At 28.6% G+C, this 22,407-nt stretch carries 26 protein-coding genes; all 26 read left to right on the forward strand.

Annotation, left to right across the window (positions count from 1 at the left end):
* The first annotated feature begins 226 nt into the window (after nt 1–226).
* The gene (locus tag AXY43_RS23355; protein ID WP_105412233.1) at nt 227–3,205 is read left to right on the forward strand and encodes a hypothetical protein; all 2,979 of its coding nucleotides are present in this window, start codon (nt 227–229) and stop codon (nt 3,203–3,205) included.
* A gap of 458 nt (nt 3,206–3,663) precedes the next feature.
* Nucleotides 3,664–3,942: a hypothetical protein gene (locus AXY43_RS23360; RefSeq protein ID WP_105412234.1), complete on the forward strand. Its 279-nt coding sequence runs from the start codon at nt 3,664–3,666 to the stop codon at nt 3,940–3,942.
* A gap of 22 nt (nt 3,943–3,964) precedes the next feature.
* Nucleotides 3,965–4,501, forward strand: a complete 537-nt coding sequence (locus AXY43_RS23365; RefSeq protein WP_105412235.1) for a hypothetical protein — start codon at nt 3,965–3,967, stop codon at nt 4,499–4,501.
* A 323-nt stretch (nt 4,502–4,824) separates the two neighbouring features.
* Nucleotides 4,825–5,400: a GIY-YIG nuclease family protein gene (locus AXY43_RS23370; RefSeq protein WP_105412236.1), complete on the forward strand. Its 576-nt coding sequence runs from the start codon at nt 4,825–4,827 to the stop codon at nt 5,398–5,400.
* Entirely contained in the window at nt 5,400–5,687 is a 288-nt protein-coding gene (locus AXY43_RS23375) for a hypothetical protein (protein ID WP_105412237.1), read from the forward strand. The genes AXY43_RS23370 and AXY43_RS23375 overlap by 1 nt, the downstream gene beginning before the upstream one ends.
* A complete protein-coding gene (locus AXY43_RS28145) occupies nt 5,680–5,847 on the forward strand; it encodes a hypothetical protein (RefSeq protein ID WP_181246062.1) in 168 nt (55 codons plus the stop codon). Before AXY43_RS23375 ends, AXY43_RS28145 begins: the two co-directional genes overlap by 8 nt.
* Nucleotides 5,840–6,199, forward strand: coding sequence for a GIY-YIG nuclease family protein (locus AXY43_RS23380; RefSeq protein WP_181246061.1), 360 nt, complete (start codon nt 5,840–5,842; stop codon nt 6,197–6,199). Before AXY43_RS28145 ends, AXY43_RS23380 begins: the two co-directional genes overlap by 8 nt.
* Before the next feature lie 77 nt (nt 6,200–6,276).
* Nucleotides 6,277–6,453 carry a hypothetical protein gene (locus AXY43_RS28150; protein WP_181246060.1) on the forward strand — a complete coding sequence of 59 codons (177 nt, stop codon included), beginning with the start codon at nt 6,277–6,279 and terminating at the stop codon, nt 6,451–6,453.
* Nucleotides 6,454–6,559: 106 nt separating this feature from the next.
* Nucleotides 6,560–7,219 carry a hypothetical protein gene (locus AXY43_RS23385; RefSeq protein ID WP_105412239.1) on the forward strand — a complete coding sequence of 220 codons (660 nt, stop codon included), beginning with the start codon at nt 6,560–6,562 and terminating at the stop codon, nt 7,217–7,219.
* A gap of 85 nt (nt 7,220–7,304) precedes the next feature.
* Nucleotides 7,305–7,928 carry a hypothetical protein gene (locus AXY43_RS23390; RefSeq protein ID WP_105412240.1) on the forward strand — a complete coding sequence of 208 codons (624 nt, stop codon included), beginning with the start codon at nt 7,305–7,307 and terminating at the stop codon, nt 7,926–7,928.
* Nucleotides 7,929–7,979: 51 nt separating this feature from the next.
* Nucleotides 7,980–8,447, forward strand: a complete 468-nt coding sequence (locus AXY43_RS23395; protein ID WP_105412241.1) for a hypothetical protein — start codon at nt 7,980–7,982, stop codon at nt 8,445–8,447.
* A gap of 158 nt (nt 8,448–8,605) precedes the next feature.
* A complete protein-coding gene (locus tag AXY43_RS23400) occupies nt 8,606–9,067 on the forward strand; it encodes a phage terminase small subunit P27 family (RefSeq protein WP_105412242.1) in 462 nt (153 codons plus the stop codon).
* A complete protein-coding gene (locus AXY43_RS23405) occupies nt 9,064–10,752 on the forward strand; it encodes a terminase TerL endonuclease subunit (protein ID WP_181246059.1) in 1,689 nt (562 codons plus the stop codon). The genes AXY43_RS23400 and AXY43_RS23405 overlap by 4 nt, the downstream gene beginning before the upstream one ends.
* 23 nt (nt 10,753–10,775) lie before the next feature.
* Nucleotides 10,776–12,047 (forward strand): phage portal protein, encoded by a 1,272-nt coding sequence (locus AXY43_RS23410; protein WP_105412243.1) that lies wholly within the window; start codon nt 10,776–10,778, stop codon nt 12,045–12,047.
* Nucleotides 12,048–12,264: 217 nt separating this feature from the next.
* The gene (locus AXY43_RS23415) at nt 12,265–12,849 is read left to right on the forward strand and encodes an HK97 family phage prohead protease (protein WP_105412244.1); all 585 of its coding nucleotides are present in this window, start codon (nt 12,265–12,267) and stop codon (nt 12,847–12,849) included.
* A 29-nt stretch (nt 12,850–12,878) separates the two neighbouring features.
* On the forward strand, nt 12,879–14,039 hold the full coding sequence (locus AXY43_RS23420) for a phage major capsid protein (protein ID WP_105412245.1): 1,161 nt from the start codon (nt 12,879–12,881) through the stop codon (nt 14,037–14,039).
* Between the two features lie 50 nt (nt 14,040–14,089).
* Entirely contained in the window at nt 14,090–14,377 is a 288-nt protein-coding gene (locus AXY43_RS23425; RefSeq protein WP_105412246.1) for a head-tail connector protein, read from the forward strand.
* 17 nt (nt 14,378–14,394) lie between these two features.
* The gene (locus tag AXY43_RS23430) at nt 14,395–14,727 is read left to right on the forward strand and encodes a phage head closure protein (protein ID WP_242986109.1); all 333 of its coding nucleotides are present in this window, start codon (nt 14,395–14,397) and stop codon (nt 14,725–14,727) included.
* A 4-nt stretch (nt 14,728–14,731) separates the two neighbouring features.
* The gene (locus tag AXY43_RS23435) at nt 14,732–15,085 is read left to right on the forward strand and encodes an HK97-gp10 family putative phage morphogenesis protein (protein WP_105412248.1); all 354 of its coding nucleotides are present in this window, start codon (nt 14,732–14,734) and stop codon (nt 15,083–15,085) included.
* A 10-nt stretch (nt 15,086–15,095) separates the two neighbouring features.
* Nucleotides 15,096–15,452, forward strand: a complete 357-nt coding sequence (locus AXY43_RS23440) for a prohead protease (RefSeq protein WP_105412249.1) — start codon at nt 15,096–15,098, stop codon at nt 15,450–15,452.
* 24 nt (nt 15,453–15,476) lie between these two features.
* Entirely contained in the window at nt 15,477–16,055 is a 579-nt protein-coding gene (locus AXY43_RS23445) for a major tail protein (RefSeq protein ID WP_105412250.1), read from the forward strand.
* Between the two features lie 68 nt (nt 16,056–16,123).
* Entirely contained in the window at nt 16,124–16,468 is a 345-nt protein-coding gene (locus AXY43_RS23450; RefSeq protein ID WP_105412251.1) for an RNA polymerase subunit sigma, read from the forward strand.
* Nucleotides 16,469–16,494: 26 nt separating this feature from the next.
* A complete protein-coding gene (locus tag AXY43_RS23455; protein ID WP_105412252.1) occupies nt 16,495–16,698 on the forward strand; it encodes a hypothetical protein in 204 nt (67 codons plus the stop codon).
* A 17-nt stretch (nt 16,699–16,715) separates the two neighbouring features.
* Nucleotides 16,716–19,982, forward strand: a complete 3,267-nt coding sequence (locus AXY43_RS23460) for a phage tail tape measure protein (RefSeq protein WP_105412253.1) — start codon at nt 16,716–16,718, stop codon at nt 19,980–19,982.
* A gap of 1 nt (nt 19,983) precedes the next feature.
* Nucleotides 19,984–20,685, forward strand: coding sequence for a phage tail family protein (locus tag AXY43_RS23465; protein WP_105412254.1), 702 nt, complete (start codon nt 19,984–19,986; stop codon nt 20,683–20,685).
* Nucleotides 20,686–22,398: a phage tail spike protein gene (locus tag AXY43_RS23470; RefSeq protein ID WP_105412255.1), complete on the forward strand. Its 1,713-nt coding sequence runs from the start codon at nt 20,686–20,688 to the stop codon at nt 22,396–22,398.
* Nucleotides 22,399–22,407: the final 9 nt, after the last annotated feature.

Consider the following 22,407-nt stretch of genomic DNA (forward strand, 5'->3'; position numbering starts at 1 on the left):
GGAAATGATATTGGGAAATAAAATCTAAGCAAAGATAATTATTTAGACGCCACGGTGGCGGATAACAAGCGTGTATAGCTAAAGAAAAGGAATAACGAAGCTGAGAAGCGAGTTATGACTATTTCTTGTCTATACATAAGACTATATAGATTGTGTTCTTACAGAAGGTATTCTCACCCCTAACTCACACTGGCGTGTTCGTTCCCCTCAAGGGGAAATTAACTTAATGAATTATAAAAATAAATTATATATAGGAAGGATGATTTTAATGTTAAAACAAGTAAATACAAATATTATGCAGATAGAAGCAAAGGATATAGTTGCTGGAATAGAAATTAAAGAAGGTAATTTTAAAAGATATAAAGGTTCATTAGATTATTCTTTAGATGCTATAAAAATTGATGAATTAGATAAAAAAGCATTTTATCAAGTTAGTGATAAACAGTATTCCAATAGTGTTATTTCTGTTAAATTTAAATATAGTGTCAAAAATGAAAAGGGAAAAACAATAAAGAAAACAAAGACATTAAGAGAAGATTTATATGAGAATGGATTTGATATAGATTTTATTAATAAAGATGGAATAATAGAAAAAGTTCATTTTGTAAGATTTAAACGATCTTCCGGTTCGAGTAGAGTCGGCAAGTGTCTATTCATAAGAGAAGGTTTATATGAACCTATGATGATATGGTCATATATTGATATTTGTCATGATTTTGGTATTCCTATTGACTTAGCGTCTATTGAAGCCTATATTGCTCTCACTACATCTAGTATTATTGATACTATGGATGATATAAAGAAAGAAAATATATTAATAATTGATGAATTTAAAAGTGAAGTTAAGGAAAAAGCTATGGCAACAGAAATATATGTTGATGATAAAGGAAAAGATAGGCTGAAGACTGAAGCTAAGGATATAACAATATATAATGACATTTGGGATGGACAGGCTTTACTATGTGAAGATATATTTAATAAAGAGAGAATTAAAAAAGTTAATAATGAAGATGTTACATATAACTATTCAGATAAAGGTATGCTATTGATTCGTAATAGGTTCTTTAAAGGGGCTTGTTTTAATACTAGAATTCAACAATTCTTTGAAGATGCAGGTGTAACAAAAATAGAAGAATTAAATGGGATTACATTGGCTAAAGATATAAAAGACATTAAATTAATTTGTACAAAATCATGTATTAAATATGATAGGTTTGGAAATATGAAAAACTGGTTAAATGCATTAGAGGATAGATGGGGAATTGTAAAATATGATAAGCCAACACATCACATCATGGGTAGATATGTAAGTACACATTATCAGTTACTACAGACAGTTTTATTTGATAGAAAAGAAACATTAAAATTTTTAGAGCCTACGATGGACTATCTAAATAAAGTGATTAATGATACTAGGGTTATGAGAAATCATTTAAAAATGAAGGTCAGCAAAGAAGATATAGAAATAGATGATATAAATGCAACTGATGAAATGATAATGACAATGTTAGGATTAACTGATGAATTTGCAAAAACTCAAATGTATAGGGATTTTAGAGATGATGTAAAAGATAGTTTTATAAAGAATCTGAAAAAAGGACATGTTTTAGTCGAAGGAAATTACAGTGTATTGTTTGGTAATGGTATGGAAATGCTTAAGGCTACTATTAAAGATACAAGTAATCCTTATTATTTCACTGGTAAAAGTATTTTAAATGCTGGTGAAATTCATTCTAACAATTTTAAATACGGAATCGATTTGCTCGGTTGTAGATCACCTCATGTGACTTTTGGGAATTTATTAATAGCTAAGAATGTTGAATGCAAGGCATTGGATACATATTTTAATCTTAGCAGACAAATATTATGTGTTAATTCAATAGGAGAAAATTTGCTTGAAAGACTTAGTTCTTGTGATTTTGATAGTGATCAGCTACTTCTTAGCAGTTCAGAACAGTTAATTGCCAAAGTCAAAGAAAATTATAATAAATTTTTAGTTCCTACTTCATTAGTGGAAGCAAAAAAAGTTCCTAGAGAAAACACTGCAAAAGATAAATGTGACCTAGATGTTAAAACTAGTGTAAACAAAATCGGTGAAATAATCAATTTGAGCCAAATATTGAATACTTATTTAGCTAATAAAATAAGTCAAAGTATAGATATAGATAGTAAAGAAATACAAGATTTATATGCAGATATAAGTCAATTAGATGTTATGAGTTGTATCGAGATTGATAAAGCCAAAAAGGAATTTTCTGTAGACAATGTATTGGAACTAAGAGAATTAAATAAAAAATATAAGATTATAAATGTATATAATGCCGAAAATGAATTAGTTACAAAAGAAGAAATGATTGATAAATATTTAGAATACTTAGATATATTTCCTTTTAGAGTTGATGATAGAGAAGCGTTTATGATTGATAATGATATTGTAGGATATCATCACAAGACAGTAAAACCAAATTTTATGGAATTTACAGGTGGTAAGAAAAAGAAAAAATTCATTGAACAAGCCAATGAAAAAATAGATTTTCTACATTATAATAGCACTATGTGTTATTTAGAAGATATAGTCTCTAAGGAATTCAAGAAGATTAAAGCAAAAAGAAATAGTGAAAAAGTTGTTATATCAGATTTGTTTGATAAGAATAAAAAAATTAAGACAAGCGATAGTCAAACAAAAATCAGAAAAACTATAATTGATATTTGTAAAGAAGCTAAAAATGATATTGCTGAAATCTGGAGTAAAGCACCAAGTGAAGATTTATCTGAGCAAGAGATTAAAGAATTTAATTCTCAAAAATACTTAGATAGTAAAGAAAGAAAAGAAAAATGTATAGAGGTGTTACAACAAAAAACAATAAAAGATTATGATATTAAAAAGTTATTAGTTGACTTATCAAAAGAGACAAAAGAAGTCATTGAATTAAGGAATAAAAAGAAAAAAGATAATACAATAGAAATTGATATGAGTAAATATAATGTATATAAAATAGGAAGGTTTTTATCAACAGTATTGTTTGCTAGTCATAAAGACGAGTATATGAAGTTATTTAACGAATTTGATGATGTAGAAAAATTAACAGTAGTTAATAAGAATACAGATACTAAAGATAAGGAAATTATAAGATTATATAATACAGATTTCATAGTTGAAGTTAATAAAGAAACATCGGAAAATATAGAAGAAAGCACTTTATAAAAATATACATCAAGAATGGCTTATTTGCTAAGGTTAGTGGGTGTTGATAATATACAGTTGACACCCTTAATGGAGGGGTAAAGAGTAGTAATAACCCTTCAAGGATATAACAAACTATAGTATGTGTATATCAAGTAGGGGTGGCTTGTAAAAGGGTCACTTTTACGATATATGCTATATATTTTTTTATTTTTATTAAAAAATATTTCTTAATCAAGTAAATTTTATCATATAAAATTGATAAATACAATACTTTTTAAGAAAATAATTTAAAAATGTGTAAATAAATTTATAGATAGGCAGTATATCTGCCAAATTCCTTCTTTTATTAATTTATTTTGGTGGATGGATTACTATTGTAGTCTGTCTATCCATAGGTTTATTTGCAGTCTGCATGATGATGTGCAGTATCTCTTCGTACGGTTTATCTAAAATAAAGTATAGAAGGGGAAGATTTTATGACAATTAAAGAATTTTTTGAGATGGATAACCATAATCATTCAACGGAATTTAGTAAAAATATAAAGGATTATAGATTACTAAATGACAAGATGGAATTAGACAATGAATACACAAGTAGCACAGATTATGCTGAATATTATGATGAATATAGAAATAAAGGTCTATATGTAGTTACAGCAGATCGAGAGATACCAAGTGTAGATTGGTATTACTGGTGTGGAGATTTAATAATTGATAAAGAAAATAATATTATAGATGGAATATGTTTTAATTAATTAAAGAAAGAGGGAATTGATTATGTCAGAAAAGAAGATGGAATTTTTAACAAGTTTAAGAGTAGAAAATTACCTAGCAAATACTTTTGTAGATAAAGAAATAGATAATGATTATAAGAAAAATATAAATGATTTTCTTAATAAATATTTATTTCAAGATTTGTTTGCTTGTGAGTACATAGATGGTAAGAAATTTGTATTAACCGTTGAAGATGGCGAAGATATGATACTTGATAGTATTGTATTATATGAAGCTACTACAAAAGAAGTTATTGAAATGGCTATGAGTGAAGAAGGGTATCCAGAAGAACAATTGAAAAGAGCTTTAGATAATAGAAGTGATGAACAGATTGTAAGTGATCTTAAAGAAGGTAATACATTAGAAGGTCTTTTAAATACTAGAGATTGTTTGGAATTATACATTGAAAATGGTGATGATGAAGCTACCAAAGAACAGGCTAGAAAATCATTAAAATACTTATACAAGTCTATAAAACTAAGATGTGATGAGTTGATATCAGTAGAGAAAGTTGTTAAGGAAATTTTATGTAATTGCTAACATTGTAGTCACTTCATGTGACTGCTTTATTATATATGTGTTAAATCGCCTCCTTGTGGGTATAGGCTGGTAACTATATCCTTTTTTTATGTTTTAGATAAGCATAAAAATTATGTACTTAAATAATTAATGAACAAAGCGCTTAATCTTGGTCGGATGGGGCGCTTTTTTCAATTATAATTTTTTTGTATTAAAAATAAGTATAATATTCCTTTATAACTTAATTATATAGGAATAGCAAATAAAAATCAATAGAAATATTAAAATAAATTAAAAAAATATTTGGTTAAGCTTTAAACCTAAAAGCGGAAGGATAATTAATTATGTGTAAAAAAATAGTAGGGATTTATTTATTTAAAAACAATGTTACAAAGAGAGTTAGAATAGGCAGTAGTAAGGATTGTATGCGTAGAAAATCCAACTATTTAGCTAACTTAAGAAATGGAAGAGATGATAGAGTAAATAAATTGATGTTAGAAGACTTTGTCAACTATGGTGAACAATCATTTGAATTTATAATTTTAGAGGAATGCAAAGTACATGATCTTTTTATTAGAGAAAGATATTATTTAGAAGAAATATATGATGATGTAGCTTTTTATAATTCTAATAGAGTATGTAAAACTGTAAAAGATATTAAAACAGGTCTTAGAGCTAAAAGACACAAAGAAAATTTTTCTAATATAATGTCTGGGGAAAATAATCCTAACTGTACTACTTTAAATCAAGCAAAAGCGAATGAAATACTTTGGTTGAAATTAAATACCAATATGAAATATAAAGATATAGCTGAATTGTATGGGTGTAGCCCCAATTTGGTTAGTAGAATTAAAAAGGACAGATGGATGAATAGTATTCAAACTAGACCATCTTGGTATTCTGAGGAGGTGGCTAAATAATGATATACATAATAGTAATTTTAGTAATATATATTTTAGCCATGATTGCAATTTCTGAAAGCTATAAAATTGATGAGTTAAAGCAAAAAAATAAAGTCCTTAGAGATAGAATCGAAGAAACTAAAAAATGGTATGAATTTGAAATGAAAATGAGAGTTGAATTAGCAAGGAATGATGAGAGATATAAAATAAATGCAGAATTGTTTTCTAAGGAATGCGAGGAGTTTACAAGACAATGCGAAGAATATAAGAAAATTATCGAAGAAAAAGGTGAGAAAAATGAATAAATTTCTAGCAAGATTTATTATAACATTTGCAACACTAATAATCGCTTCAATTATAGCAAAATGTTTTAATTTTTCTATTGTAGATTCAGTATGCATTGGATTTATATCTAGTATATTTAATGATATTGTTATAGATGTTGCAGGTGTTAGGAATGAGTAGTATTTATGCAATTATAGATAAAAATACATTGAAATATTTATATGTTGGCTCAACAACAAGAGACCCTAACCTAAGGAAGTCTGAACACTTCAAGAAGATTAAAGCACAGAAACATAAAATAAAACAACTTAATACATATAATGTTGAGGATCTCGATTTTGAGATCCTTTGCACTTTAGAAACGACTTGTTCTTTAGTTATAAATATGATGGAGTCATTTTACAACGATTTATTACATCCATTTAATAAAATAATTATAAGTGGATTTAGAGGTTCAAGTGTTGCTTTAGCTAGAAGCAATAATGAGGAATTTATAAAAGATATGATAGATACATGCAAAAAGTATTATTAAGTTATTATTTGAATTAATAGGCAGGAACTTACCACTTTTTCTAGAATATTGTATTTTATGGAAAGAAGGTGAGATTTATGAAAATACAAATATTTAAGGAATCTTATGAAACATCTCAAAATCCTGATAGCTTAGAGAGCAAGGTTAATAATTTTATAAAAGGTAAGAAAGTAATAAATATTCTACAAAATAGTGTTGTTCATCAGATTGGAACAAAATACTCTTTAATTATAACAGTTTTATATGAAGAATAAACATTAAGAACTCTATTAATTTAGGGTTCTTTTTTGATACAATTATTGTAGAATATCATAAAAAATGGTATTATTGTACAATAAATTGTATTAGGGGGAGAAAAATATGAATATAAAAGATTATATACCTTTTTTGAAAAATAATAAAAAAATAATAGAAAAAGAATATGAGTACTTATCGAAATCCAATGATCTGGAAATACTTAAGAAAAGAAAACATAATTATATACTGATAGCCAAGAAAAGAAGAGATCAATTAATCATAACTAATGCGATTACATTAATTTTCACTATTTTGGTAAGCTTTATAACTATTGCGTATACAGTTAATAATAATATTAAAAGTAAAAGTATTGATGCAGTTAAAAGAACAGATGATATTGTAATAGGTAATATGAAGATTGATATTGATAAGATGAATGATAATCAGAAGGAAACTTTGAAATATGATATCGAAAAATTGATTAAAAATGAAGGAAATATAGCTATTGATAGCATAAATGATGACTCAAAGGGGATTGTTGTGCTATTAAAATCAGCAGCAATCTTAGCTTGTGGGATATTGATAATTTATCTAATAGCCATAGAGGGAATAAGTGCAAAAGCATCAGAATGTGAGACATTTGTTATAATGATTGATGAAAGAATAAATGAAATTAAAGCTGGAAGCTGGGAAAAAGCTCAAAAGGTTGAATTAAAAATGGAAGATGGCATAACAATTAAAGATGGAATAAAAATTAAAGATAATGTAACAATAAGGTATTAAATTATTTAGGAACAGTTGAAATATGCTGTTCTTTTATTATGCCAATTATGTAGAATTATAGTATAATTACCAATGAGGTGATTATATGAATGAAACTCAAATGAATCAACTAATAGATGCTATAAAAGAGTTGAAAAGTAACACATTGTTAGAAGTTATATCTAATATTATAATTCCATTAAGTGTACTAATATTGACATCATTTATAACATTAATGATAAATAAAAAACAACAGGAATTTCAATTAAAGCAACAGCAAATAGCATTAAAGAAAGAACTTAAAGTGAAGGCTTTATCTGAAATTAGATCATCTATGGTTGACTATTCAAGACAACTTGCAATATTAGATATAGAGATTCATAAATATTTTAGGCAAAAAATAGATATAAAAGTTTTAGCTGAAAAATTAGTTGAAGTGGAAGAGGAATGCAGAAAAATTAAAGTGAAATTGAATGCTAACAAATGCTTAATTACTGACTTTAATATTGATTATGATAAAATAGACAAAATGATGCTATGTTTGAGTCATTCAATATATTTTAATTATTGTTATCCTGATGAATTAGTTCCAGAAGTACTTAAAGAATACATATTAGAAAAAGATGGAGCAAAGTTTATTAATATAATGGATAAGTTTATTTTAAGCATAGGTGGTATGTTAGATGAATTAGAAAAGGAAATAAATAAGACTATAGAATCAATAATTTAGAGAGTGCAGAAATGTACTCTTTTATTATGCAGAAAAATAGGCGGTGATTAAATGAGTAAGGTGTCTTGTGTTGCATGTGGTAGGATACATGAACGCAATTATATCTGCGATGCTAAGAAGAAAGCCAAGTTAGATAAGGTGGCAAAGAATAGGGATAGAGAAGATAGTAAGATATACATTAGCAACAGATGGAGACAATTAAGAATAAATATATTAGAGGATTATAATTATATCTGCTTGTTTAGTTACTATGTTTTCAGCAAGATAATTCAAGCAAATGAACTACATCATATTGTGTGGTTAATAGATAATATAGACTTAGCTTTTGACGCAGATAACATAATACCTTTAGAACATAATGTACATAGAAGTATTATACATAACTATAGCAATAAAAGTAATGAGATAAAGAATGATATACAAAATATGTTAAGAGATATGATAAGTGATTGGAGTAATGATAGAAGAGATTTAGGAAGCTATAAAGAAAGATGGGAAAATATTACAAAAGATTGTTAGGTGCTGGAAGTTTTATACCCCCGTACCTTTTTTAGTTTTAGAATAGTAAGTCCAAAAGTGACATGCGCTCTTTTTTACACAAAAAGTTCCCTAAATGACAGTTTTCAATATCTAGCATTAAATAATAATAACTATCAAGTAGAAAGGATGTGATAAAAGTGGCAAGACCATCAATGAGTGCAACTGTTACAAGTAAGCATTTAACTGAAGAGGAGAGAAAAAATAAGATTGAAACAGAACAAAAATTGAAAGGGAGCAGTGACAATATAAAGCCACCTAAGCACCTTTCAGCAAAACAAAAGAGGATTTTTAAATATATAGTTGATGAATTGGTTAACTCAGATATATTAGGAAATCTAGATATTTATGTTTTATCTACAACAGCTATTTGCATAGATAGATTGCAAGAAATTGAAAAATTAATAAATGAAAATATTGAAAAATTGAATGATAGAAAATTGATGGGAAGCAGGAAGGATTACCAATCTGATTTATTTAGATGTATGAGTGAATTATCTATGACTCCAGCTTCAAGAGCAAAATTAGGGAATATAAATTTACAAACACAACAAAATCAAAATGACCCATTACTTAATATTTTAGGTGGTGGTAATAAATGATGGATATAAAAGATAGCAAGGCTTATAAATATTGCGAATGGTGCTTGCTAAAGGATAATTCATTTGTAGGTAAGTATGTAAAAAAGCAAGCTAAAAGATGGATAGATATTGCAGATGATAAAACAGAGTATGCATATATTAATGATGGAATGTTTGAAAAAATATGTGACTTGTTAAAAATAATAATTCATCCAGATTTAAGAGTTACGTGCTATGAGGGACTAGAAAATTATCAATGGTTTTTTATAATTGCAATTCTTTGTACATATCGGAAAGATAATGATAAAAGATTATATGAAACTGGACTGTTAGAAATCAGTAGAAAAAATTTTAAGACATTCACAAGTGCAATAATATTTATATTAGAAATGTTGATAGAACCTAAATTTAGTAGATTCTTTAGTGTTGCGCCTGATTATAAATTATCATGTGAGTTAAAAATGGCTATGAAAAAGATAATTAAAAGTAGTCCTGCATTAGAAAAGTATTTTAAGATAAAAAGAGATATGACAGAATGCAAGCTAACTGAAAGCGAGTATACACCACTTGCATACTCAAATGATAAAATGGATGGTAAACTTGCTAATGTATTTCTTGGCGATGAAGCAGGAGCTATGGATGATTACCCGATTGAAGCAATGAGGTCTTCACAAATAACACTTAAAGAAAAATTGGGTATTATAATTAGTACACAATATCCAAATCAAAACAACGTTATGATTACTGAAATAGATATGGCTAAAAAGGTACTTGATAACGTTATAGAGGATAAAACATATTTCGCATTATTATATGAACCAGACATGGAACTTATTAAGGAATGGCAAAATAATGATTTAGTTATATATCAGAGTAATCCAGTAGCAGTTGATAATCAAAGTATATTTAATGCAATTATAAAGAAAAGAACAATGGCAATCTTGTATGAAAGTAAAAGAGAAAATTATCTTTGTAAACATAATAATATTCAATATATAGGTGTCGGTGTTGATGGATATGTGAGTTTAGAACAAATCAGAGAATGTAGACAGGATAAAGAATGGGATTGGAAAGGTAGAGATGTTTATATCGGAAGTGATGGAGCAGAAAGCTTTGATAATTCTAGTCATGTTATGATTGGATATGATGAAGAAACTGGAATTGTACATAGTAAAGCTGTATGTTTTGTTCAGGAAAATAACATAGATATTAAATCTAAAAAAGAAAACTTTAATTACAGAGCAGAAGAACAAGAAGAAAATGTTATTATTTGTGGAGAAGATGTTCTTGATTATAAACAATATGAAGATTATATTAAGGAAAAATTTGAAGACAAATATGGCGTAAATATAGTACAAATTGGGTTTGATATACGTAATTTAAGAAATTCAGCACAGAGATGGGAAAGAGATTTTGGTTATGAAACTGTTGAAGTAAAACAACATAGTTCACTTTTACATCCAACAATTAAATGGTTAAAAGAGTTAATACTACAAAAGAAATTTGCTTATTACAATAATAAAATATATGAACAAAACTTTGCTAATTGTAGACAAACAGAAGACACAAATTTAAATAAATATATAAATAAGAAAATTTCTGTAAAAACCGCTGGTAAAGTAGATATGGTATTCGCAACTATAAATGCTTTATATCTGTTGCAACAGGAATTATTTGAAGGTGAAAGTTGGGTTTCGCAAAGATAATTTTATGAAGGGAGAGTTATATAATGGGATTTCTTTTAGAGAAAAGAGAAATAGAAACTATAGATGATCTAAATAATACGATAAGTGGAACAAATACAAATGAAATAACTGTAAACAAAGATACTATTCTTAATTTAAGTGCAATAGCAAGCAGTGTAGAATTAATTACATCTTTAATTGCTAGTCTAGATTTTAAACTATATAAAAAGATAGATAAGTTAAAATTAGAAGAAATTGATAATGATAAGAGATTGTTTTTATTGAATAAAGAAGCTAATTATTTTACTAATGCAAATTTATTAAAGAAAAACATGGTAAAAGATATGTTATTAGATGGAATATCTTATATTAATGTAGATAAGACTCTAAATGATGTAATGGGATTATACTATGTTGATAGTAAAGAAGTCAGTTGCTTACAAGATAATGAAGCTATACATAAAGATATAATTCTTAGTATAAGAGGTAATGAAGTTGATATTCATGAATTTATAGTTGCTTGTTATTCTGTTAAAGATGGATTAAAGGGAAATGGAATTGTAGCACAAAACAAAGAATTACTTGAAACTGCATTAAGATTACAAGGCTATTTAAATAAAAATCTTAAAGCAGGTGGAGGACGTAAGGGTGTTTGGCAGAGTGAAAAGAAACTTGGGGCAGGTGAATTTATAGACCTTAAACAAGATGTAAAGGATATACAGGAAACAGATGAACCAATTGTTTTAAATAGTTTTATGAAGTATAGTCCGCTTACAAATACTAATAGAGATATGCAATTAATAGAAAATTTTAATTTAATAAATAAGCAATTATTACAACTATTTGGGCTAAAAGAGGATTTAACAGAAGAAGATTTTAAAACTTTTGTAAAAACTAAATTAAATACTTTAGTTAATGCAATAGAATGCGCAATAGATAAAACTCTATTGCTTGAAACAGAAAAAGAAGAAAATTATTGCTTTAAACTAGATTTGGATGAATTAACTGAGGCAGATATTCGTGAAAGATTTGAAGCTTATAAGTTATCTTTAGATTCAGGTATTGAAAGTATAAATGAAATAAGGTTAAAAGAGAATTTAGAACCAATTAATGGTCTTGATTTACATAAGATGACCATTGGACAGGCGTTGTTTAATACTACAGATGGAACGTGGATTATACCAAACTTAGGAGTTACTGGGGGTGGAGATAATGAGAATATTGATGCAAAGAATAGAATTGATAAAAGGGTGGATAAACAAAACAATTCGACACAACAAAATACTCCTAAAGAACAAGAAACAGAAGATAAATAGTAATCTTAATAATAAAAAATATAAAATAATTAAATATTTTAGTAAGAATGAAGAAGATGCATGGTTCTTAGGAGCTGTTGTAACTTCTTTTTTATTTATATTAATTAAGTTTGGATTAATATACACATTACCACTTTTTACATTAGTGTGTGTAATTAGATGTATTTTAATAGTTAAATCTAAAAGCAAAATTAGAGAGTAGAGAGGAGTGATATATGTGGAAATTAGGATGTTAGAGGATTCCATTGAACTAGAGGGTTATATAAATGTTACCGAAAGAAAATCTAAAATTATGACTGATAAATCTGATGGTAAAAAGTTTGTTGAAATTATAAAACAAGGAACTTTTAAAAGGGCATTAGACAGTAATCCTAATATTGTAATGTTGTTAGATCATAATTTTGATAAGCAAATTGGGAAAATAGGAGATAATGTTGAACTTTCAGAAGATTCAATAGGACTTCACTATAGAGCAACTATTAAAGATGCTGAAACTATAGAATTAGCTAAAAATAATAGGTTGGTTGGATGCAGTTTTGGATTCAATAAAGCAAAAGGTACAAAGACTACTGGAGTATTGGAAACTAGGAATATTAATGAATTGGATTTAAAAGAAGTTAGTATCCTTAGTGATAAGAAAAATCCTGCTTATAGTGGGTGTAGTGTTGAGTTAAGAAGTTTAGATAATGAAAGTTTTACATTAGAAATAAGAGAATTAGATGACTATATGAATAGCGAAGATATACCAAATTTTGATGTATATATTGCAGAGTTATTTATATTAAAAAATAAACAAATATAACAAAAATTGAAAAGGAAAGGTGATTATTAATGAACAAAAAAGCATTTATAGAAAAAAGAAATAATTTAATTGGAGAAATGGAAGGATTGATAAATAAGGCTACTGAAGAAGTTAGAAGTTTTGACGAAACCGAAACTAATAGAATGAATGAAATTAAAACAGAAGTAGCTAATATTGATGCAACATTAAAAACAATTGAGGAAACTAGAGAACTAGTTAAAGAGGAAATAAAAGAAGAATTAAACAAAGAAATCGAAGTAGGGAAGGATGATGAAAAAATGGAAAAGAGAGAATTAGAAACTAAGGATAATGTACTAGAAGTAAGAGCAATGGAAGATGAAAAAATATTTGTTGAAATGATAAATGGAAAGAGAGCTTTAGATGTAGCTAATAATGGTGCAATTATTCCAGAAACAATTGCAAACAGAATTATTGAAAAGGTCAAAGAATTATCTCCAATTGTAAGTATGACAACAATATTTAATGAAGGTGGAAATCTTAAATTCCCAGTTTATGATGATACAACAAATATTGAAGCTACATATGTTGATGATATGCAGGAGTTAACAGAACAAACAGGTAAATTTACTGTTGTATCTTTACAAAACTTTATAGTAGGTTCTTTAGCTAAAATTTCTAAGTCTTTAGCAAATAGAACTAATATAGATGTTGCTGGATTTGCTATAAATAAAATTGCACAAGCATTAGCAGAGTTCTTAGAAAAAGAATTAATTACAGGTTCTGTAAAAATGAAAGGATTAACAACTTCAACTAATACAGTTGTTTCTTCAGTTGTAGCTAAAATAGGTGCTGATGATTTAATAGATGTACAATTAACTGTTCCAGAAGTTTTCCAATCAAAATGCGTATGGATTATGAATAAAACAGACTTTGCTGCTATAAGAAAATTAAAAGATGGTGAAGGAAATTATTTATTAACTAAGGATTATGTACAAGGTTTTGGATATACACTATTAGGTAAGATTGTATACATATCAGAAAATGCAGATGCAGTTTATTATGGAGACATGAGCGGTTTATATGTTAAATTTGCACAAACCGTTGAAATTCAAGTATTACTTGAAAAGTATGCTACTCAACATGCAATAGGTGTTGTAGGTTATTTAGAAGCTGATAGTGCAATAATTGAACCACAAAAGATTGTTAAATTTACTAAAAAAGTAGCTTAATTAGAGAGGGTTTAAAAACCCTTTCTCAATTTTATGGAAAGGGTGATTTTATGAAAATAAGTGAAGTTACAGAAGATATATTAAAACAGTATTTAAGAATTGATTATGATGAACCTTTGCTGAATATGTTTATGATATCATCTAAATCTTATATAAAAAAATACCTGAATTTAGATGATGATGTGCTTGATGCAAAAGAGGATTTAACAATTGTTTATTTAGCTCTAATAAATGATATGTATGATAAAAGAGAATTTACTAGCAGTGGGAACAATATTCCTAAACCAAATGCAATTATAGAAAGTATATTAGGGTTATACTCTAAAAATTTGGTGTAATCATGGGTAGCTTTAAAATGAATGAAAGGATAATAATATCAGAATACATTGGAGAAGTGCAGAATGATAATGGTTTTGATGAACCAACTTGGGATGATACATATTATTCATGCTGGTCTTCATTTAAACAAATTAGTGGTAAAGAATTCATTTCTGCCAAAGCTAATAATTCTGAGAATATAGTTACATTTACAGTGCGATATTGCAATAAGACAAAGCCTTTATTAGAAGTAGGGGCAACCCAAAAATATAAAGTAATCTATAAAGAAAATGATTATGATATATTATTCTGCTCTGATTATAATAATTTACACCAATGGATAGATATAAAGGCAGAGGTTAAGGGGTGAGTATATGAGTAGTATAGAATTAGAAGGTTTTGAGGAATTAGAAGAATTGCTACAGGATATGACCTTAACAGAAACTGATGAAAAGAAAGCAATGAAAGCTGGTATGGATGTAATTTACAAGGCAGTTGAAAGTAATACGCCTGTTGGCGAGACTGGAAATATGAAAGAAAAGATTAAAGAAAAAGTTAGTAAAGATGATTTTTCTATAACAGGGGCAGTTATTATGGGGGCTTGGTATACGGGTTTCGAGGAATTTGGAACAAGTCAACAAAAACATCATGTCGGATTCTTTGAGCGTTCTGTAAATAGTTCTCAAAATGAAGCTTTAGAAGTATTAGCAAAAGGATTATTAAAGTAGAGGTGGTGTGATGGTTAATATTAAGAAGTTAATGAAAGATACATTATCAAATACTGATATATTAAACTTAACGGCAGATAAAAAAGTATATTTTTTACATGCAGATAATCCAGAAACACCATATATTGAGTATGAAATCTTTGATGAGAATGGTGAAGAATGGGCAGAGAATAAAGAGATAGCAACTAATTATTATGTGCAAGTAGATATATTTAGCAAAAAAGATTATACAGATTTAGAAAATAAAATTAAAGAAATTATGATTAACGCTGGCTTTAATAGGAGTATGTGTGCTGATTTATATGAAAATGATACACAACTATTCCATAAAGCCATGCGTTTTTTTATTACATTAAACAATAATTAAAAATAGAAAGAGAGTGATTATTATATGGCTATAATTGGTTTAGAAAAATTATATTATGCAAAAATTACGAAAGATGATTCTACAGGATTAACATTTGATACTCCTATTTATTTACCAGGAGTGAAAGAAATTAAAATTGCACCAAAGAGTAATACAGAAAAACTTTATGCTGAAAATAAGGTTTGGGAGCAAGCAACAACATTAGAAGACATTGAAGTTACTGTAAATGTAGCAGATTTAACTAATGCACAATCTGCTGATTTATTAGGACAAACAGTGGCAACAGAAGGTGGAACATTTGCCTCATCTGATGATATAGCTCCATACATAGCTTTACTTTATGTTGCAAATAAATCTAATGGCAAAAAGAGATACGGAATTCTTTATAAGGGAAAAATGGAATTACCTGATGATTCTAGTAAAGGCCAAGAAGGGAAAGTTGATTATCAGACACCAGAGATGAAGTCAACATTCCAACCATTACAAAATAATGGAATGTGGAAATACAACGTAGATGAGGATGATCCAAATTGCCCAGCAGATATTGAAACTAAATTCTTTGAAGGTGTAATAGTTCCAACTAAGAAAGTTGCTACACCTTAGTTAAATTAAAGCTCTCAATTATTATGAGGGCTTTTTTATTAAAAAATATGAAGAGGAGTAATGTAAATATGTTAGATAAAACTAAAAAATTAATGATTGGTGAGAATGAGTACACATTTAAAATGACCAATAGAACAATATTAAAAATAGATGCTAAGTATGGAAATTATGGAACTGTATTGCAAGGGATCATGGAAGGAAAAGAATTTATAACAAATGCTTTAAAATTATTAAGTTGCTGTTGCTTAGAAAAAGAGTTTGGATATGAAGAATTAACAGACCTATTAACACCTCGTCAACTTAATAATGGTGAAATAGCAACGTTTGTAACCAACTTATATTTTGATTATATAGGGATTAATGATACAAAAGATAATAAAGAAACCAAGAAATCTAAAACGGAAAAAAACTAGGTGACCAGTCAAAAAATCCTTATGAGATGAATTTTGACTGGCTTTTTTATATTTGTAAAGTACATTTGAATTTTACAAAAGATGAATTTATGGAGAGTACACATGCTGAAATATATAAAATTTGGATGAATCATGTGAAATTTAATGGATGGAAAATAGAAGATAAAGATGATGAAAACAAATCTAATAAGGAACGTAGGGTTTATATAGACGAAATAGCATTTTTATAGGAAGGGGGTAAAAGTAATTGAGTGATTTAGAGAAGCTAATAAAAGCTAAGGTGGTCTTAGATGACACTGGCTATAATTCAAGTATTAAAGGAATCAATAGTAGCTTAAAAGAAGTTCAATCTGAATTTAAATTAGCTAGTGAAGGATTAAAAACATTTGGAGCCACCAGTGATAAGTTGAAATCAGCGCAGGATGCACTATCTAAACAATTTGATTTACAGTCCAAAAAGGTTGATACATATAGACAGGCAATGGAAAAGGCTAGTCAAAAGATGAATAATAATATTTCTGAAAGAGATAAGTTAAAGTCTAGCTTAGAAGGTGCCAATGCAAAATATCAAGAAGCAATTCAACTCTATGGAAAAGAAAGCGAACAAGCTAAGAGTGCTAAAAAATCTATTGATGAACTAACAGAAGAATATAAGAAAAAAGAAAAAGCTATAGAATCTAATGCTAAGCAAATTCAAAACTATCAAACCAATATGAATAAAGCCGAAACTGAAATGGTTAAAACTCAGGGAGAGCTTAAGAAGATAAATGATGAATTAGATAAAAGTAACAATAAATGGATTAATGCTAGTAAAGGCTTAAAAGAGAGTAGCGATAAGTTAAAATATTTCGGAGACAAAGCCAATAATGTTGGTAATGGTATATTAAAATTAACAGCACCTTTGACTGCCGCAGGAATAGCAGGAGCTAAATTCAGTATGGATTTTAGTGATGGTATGGCTAAAATTAGCACAGTAGCAGATACAACTAATATTTCATTAGATGACCTTGGAAAAGGTGTTATTGATTTGAGCAATATGTCTGGAGAAAGCTTTGAAACTATTCAGGATGGTATGTATGATACCATTTCATCAGGAGTAGATGCTGGAAAATCTGTAGAGTTTCTTACTACAGCAGTTAAAGCGGCGAAAGGTGGATTTACAGATACTGCAACATCAGTTGATGGATTAACAACAGTTCTTAACTCATACGGATTGAAGACTGAAGAAGTAACTGATATAGCTAATCAGATGTTTATTGCTCAAAATCTAGGTAAGACGACTTTCGGGGAGATGTCATCTAGTATAGGACAAGTTGCGGCAACATCTAGTGCATTGAAAGTTAGTACAAAAGAATTATTTAGTTCACTTGCTGTATTAACTGCTAATGGTATTAAAACTAGTGAGGCTATAACAGGCTTAAAAGCGGCTTATTCTAATATAGCAAAACCTTCGGATGAAGCGGCTAAAATGGCACAAAAGCTAGGTATAGAATTCAATACTGCTCATTTACAAAGTGTTGGCTGGGGAAAGTTCTTAGAAGAAGTAAAGCAAAAAACTAATGGTAATACAGAAGAGTTATATCAACTATTTGGATCTGTTGAAGCTGTTAATACAGTGCTTACTATGACAAGTGACCAAGGTATGGATTTGTACAGTCAAAGTATGGAACAAATGACCGGTAATACAACTGCTCTAGATGAAGCTTTTAATAAGGTAGATGATACTGCTGGTAATAAAATGCGTAAAAATTTCAATGAGTTGAAAAATGCAAGCATTCAATTAGGAGATGCATTAGCACCAGTGATGGGGGAAATAACCAATGTTATCGGTGGGCTAACATCAACTTTAGAAGGTATGGATAAAGAACAAATAAAAACTATTGCAGATGTTGTAATGTTCAGTACTGCACTTGGTGGAATTCTTAAAGTAGTTGGTGGAGTAGCTAATGGTGTAGGAACAGTAATTAATGTAGCATCTAAATTATCTGGTGTTTTAGGAACTGCAACAGTAGCAACTGAAGGTGTAGCAGAAGCAGGTGTTGTAGCAGGAGGTACTGGTGGACTTGGTGCTTTAGCAACAGGTTTAGGCGGTGCAGTAGTAGCGGCGACACCATATATTGCAGTAGCTGGTGCAGTTGCTTTAGCTGGGTATGGAATTTATAAAGGATTAACTCAAGAAGTTGTACCAAGTGTTGATTTATTTGCAGATAAAGTGGAATACACATCACAGACAGTTCAAACTGAGTATGGAGCAATGACTCAAAATGTTGCTACTAATACTGTAAAAATAAGTGATGCTACTAAAGAAGCAGTAAAATCATATTTAGATATGGATGAAGGTGCAAAGAGTAGTATACAAGATTTGTACATAAATAGCCAAACAATCACAGGTGAAATTGCAACTGACACTAAAGCTAAATTCGATGGTATGACTCAGAGCGTTATACAAGGATATGAAAAGCAAAAGAATGATAGTGTAGCTAAGTTACAAGAATTATTTACACAACAAAATACTATTACCAGTACAGAGCAAACTGAAATAATGCAAAAGACAACAGAATTCTATACTAATAAGCAAACTCAAACACAGCAATATGAAGATCAAATTAATCAAATAATTCAGAATGCAAGTAATGAGCATAGAACTTTAACGGGTCAAGAGGTAACTGATATAGGACAATTACAAAATCAAATGAAAGAAAATGCAGTAAAATCACTTTCTGATAATGAGGTTGAAGCACAGGTTATCTTACAAAGAATGAAGGATTATGATGGAAGAATTACTGCTGAACAGGCATCAGAACATATTCAAAAATTAAATGAAAGTAGAGATGGAGCTATTAAAGCGGCTAATGATGAATATGATCAAACTGTTGCAACAATAATTAAGCAACGTGATGAGGTAGGTTCTATAACATCAGAGCAAGCTGATAAAATGATAGCAGATGCAACCAAGCAAAGAGATGATACTATTCAAAAGGCACAAGAAACTCGTGATGGAGCAGTTGAAAAAATAAAAGGAATGAATAGTGATCTTGAAAATAGTGTAGATACAAGTACAGGTAAGATATTAACATGGTGGGATAAATTGAAAAATTGGTGGAGTAGTTGGATTCCATCAAGCAAAACATTCTCCTATGATGTAAGTGGAAATGCTTCAGGTGTAGATGCAGCTGATGCAGATCAATTAACAATTGGGAGTAATTGGACTGGTAGTGATAGTTTCGCGGGAGGATATACAACCTTACATGAAAAAGGATATGAATTATATGACTTGCCTTCAGGTACTAGAATTTATAATCATGATTCAAGTGAGGATTTAGTTAAACAAACTGCTTTAGAAGTAGCTAATAAAGTGGCCAGTAATATTGCACAGAACTCTTATGGTGGTGGAAGTCCTCAGCAAATCAAAATTGAAGTTCCTGTAATTTTAGATGGAAAAGAATTTGCTAGAGTAGCAACACCATATATAAGTAGTAACTTAGCATTTAGTTCAAGTAGAAAGGGGTGGTAGGATGTCTTATATATTTTATAACAATGTAGATAGTAGAGAATTAGACTTAATAATAGAAAATATTCCAGTTATACCGGCCTGTAATATTGAATATGAAACGATAGAAATTGATGGTGGAGAAAATCTTACAAAGATTAAAGGATTTAGTGATATATCATTAAGTTTTGACTTTTGGTACAAAGCAGATGAAGATGAATATTTTATGAAGAAAACTATGATTGATAATTGGTTATTAAATACAAAGTCTAAAGAACTTTTTTATAGTGCAGACGAGAGTAAAACATATAAAGTTAAACAGATTAAGATAAGTGAAACTAAAACTAGTAGTAGAATTATAAGACGTTTTACTGCAACTTTTATTTGTAATGGACTAAAATATATGACTAGTGGATTAAAGGCTCAAATTATTACAACTAGTGGAATGGTATTAAATAATTTTGGTACATATGAATCAAGGTCATTGATAAAGATTTATGGAAGTGGAAACATAACTGTGAGTATTAATACTTCAAGTTTCACAATAAAAAATGTAACTGATTATGTGACGATAGATTCAGAAATAAAAGAATGCTACAAAAATAATATTAATTTTGGAAGAAATATGACTGGAGATTATCCGGTCTTTTTTATTGGAAAAAATACAATTTCATGGAGTGGAAATGTAAGTAAATTAGAGATTACTCCAAGATGGAGGTGTTATTAATTGATTAGATTATTTAAAAATAATGAAACAGACTTTTCTCATAATGAAACTGTGTTAAGTGAAGTAATTTCTTGTAAGGTTACTGAAGAGATAAATGAAGATTATACGATGGAACTTGAATATCCATTGGAAGACACTAAAAATATTTCTAGTAATTTAGTAGCTGCTTCAATAATTTCTGCTCCAACAATTGATAGTAGAGATAATCAGCAATTTAGAATAATTCAGAAGGAAAATAACTCCAATTCCATTACAGTTCAAAGTCAATCTAAGTTATTGGCAGATTTGAAGGAAAACAGAATTAGAGCTATTACTATTGTAGGAAAGACTAGAAAAGAAGCTATACAAATTATATTGGATAATGCTTTAGATGCCCATAATTATAAAGTTGGTGACTTAGATACAAACACTAACACTAATGTGATATTAGAAGTTAAAGAAGGAAATTTACTAAGTGCCATTATAGGTTCAGAGAATAGTGTTTTATCTGAATATGGTGGAGAATTTATAGTGAGCAATGACACTATAGATATAGTTAATCAAAGAGGGGAAGACAATGGTGTTGTTATTGAATATGGTAAAAATATATCTTCAATAAAAGAAACTATAGATTTAACTGATTTGGCAACTGTTCTTATACCAAAGTCAGGAGACTATAGATTGCCAGAATATCAGATTGTAAGTTCTAATGCTGGAGCATATGAAAAGAAATATTATCGAGATGTTGAATTAAATCTAAATATTTGGGATGGAACTAATACAAAAGATGAAAAACAAATCACAGTTGAAGAAGCATATAAGATTATGAGAGATACTTGCAATAAGATGTTTAATGAGGATAAAGTAGATCAAATAACATTTAACTATGTTATAGATTTTATAGAATTAAGTAAAACAGAAGAATATAAAAATTATAAAGCTTTAGAGAATGTAAATTTAGGGGATACGGTTTATATCAAACATAAGAAGTTAAATCTAGATTTACAAGGCAGAGTTAATAAAATTAGCTATACAGTAGATTCAGAAGGAAATACAACAATAGATAAAGTTGAAATTGGATTTGCTAGAAAAAACATAACAGATATTATAAGCGATACAGTAAAGCAAATACAGTTTACTAAGCAAGAGATAATTTTACAAGTCTCAAATTCTGAAAAGAAAATAAACGCAAGACTAGATATACAGGAAGAAAAAATTGATGCAGTAGTTGAACAGGATGGAACTGGAATGGGTTGGGAACTTAGCAAGAATGCATTTAAAGTAGCATGTGTAGGTGCTAGTAATGCTTATGTAGTAATAGATGGAAATGGACTAGAAGTGCACGATGGTAAGTTTAGACTTTATAAAAATTCTAATCTAGTATTTTATGTTAATACAAATGGAAGATGCACTGCTGATGGAGGATTTGTTGTAGATGATGGAGATTCAACTTACAAATTAGATAGAAATGGTCTGAGCATGACTAATGAAAATGGTTATACAAGTAAAATTTATGTAGCAAGTGATAAGACTACTTTAGTCGCTGATGATGATTTTGAAGTAACTAACACATTAAATGTTGTTGATACAGCTAGATTTAGAGCTTATTCTCGATTCTATGCAAATGTTGATATAGATGGAAATTTAGATGTAAGTGGAAGTCTAAGTATTAATGGGGATAGTTTGAGATCTTATATAAGAGATATAGTGTCAGAAATGACAGATAACAGTTAGAAGGGGATG

The sequence above is a fragment of the Clostridium sp. MF28 genome (assembly GCF_002969175.1).
In the GTDB taxonomy this organism is placed as follows: Bacteria; Bacillota; Clostridia; order Clostridiales; family Clostridiaceae; genus Clostridium; species Clostridium beijerinckii.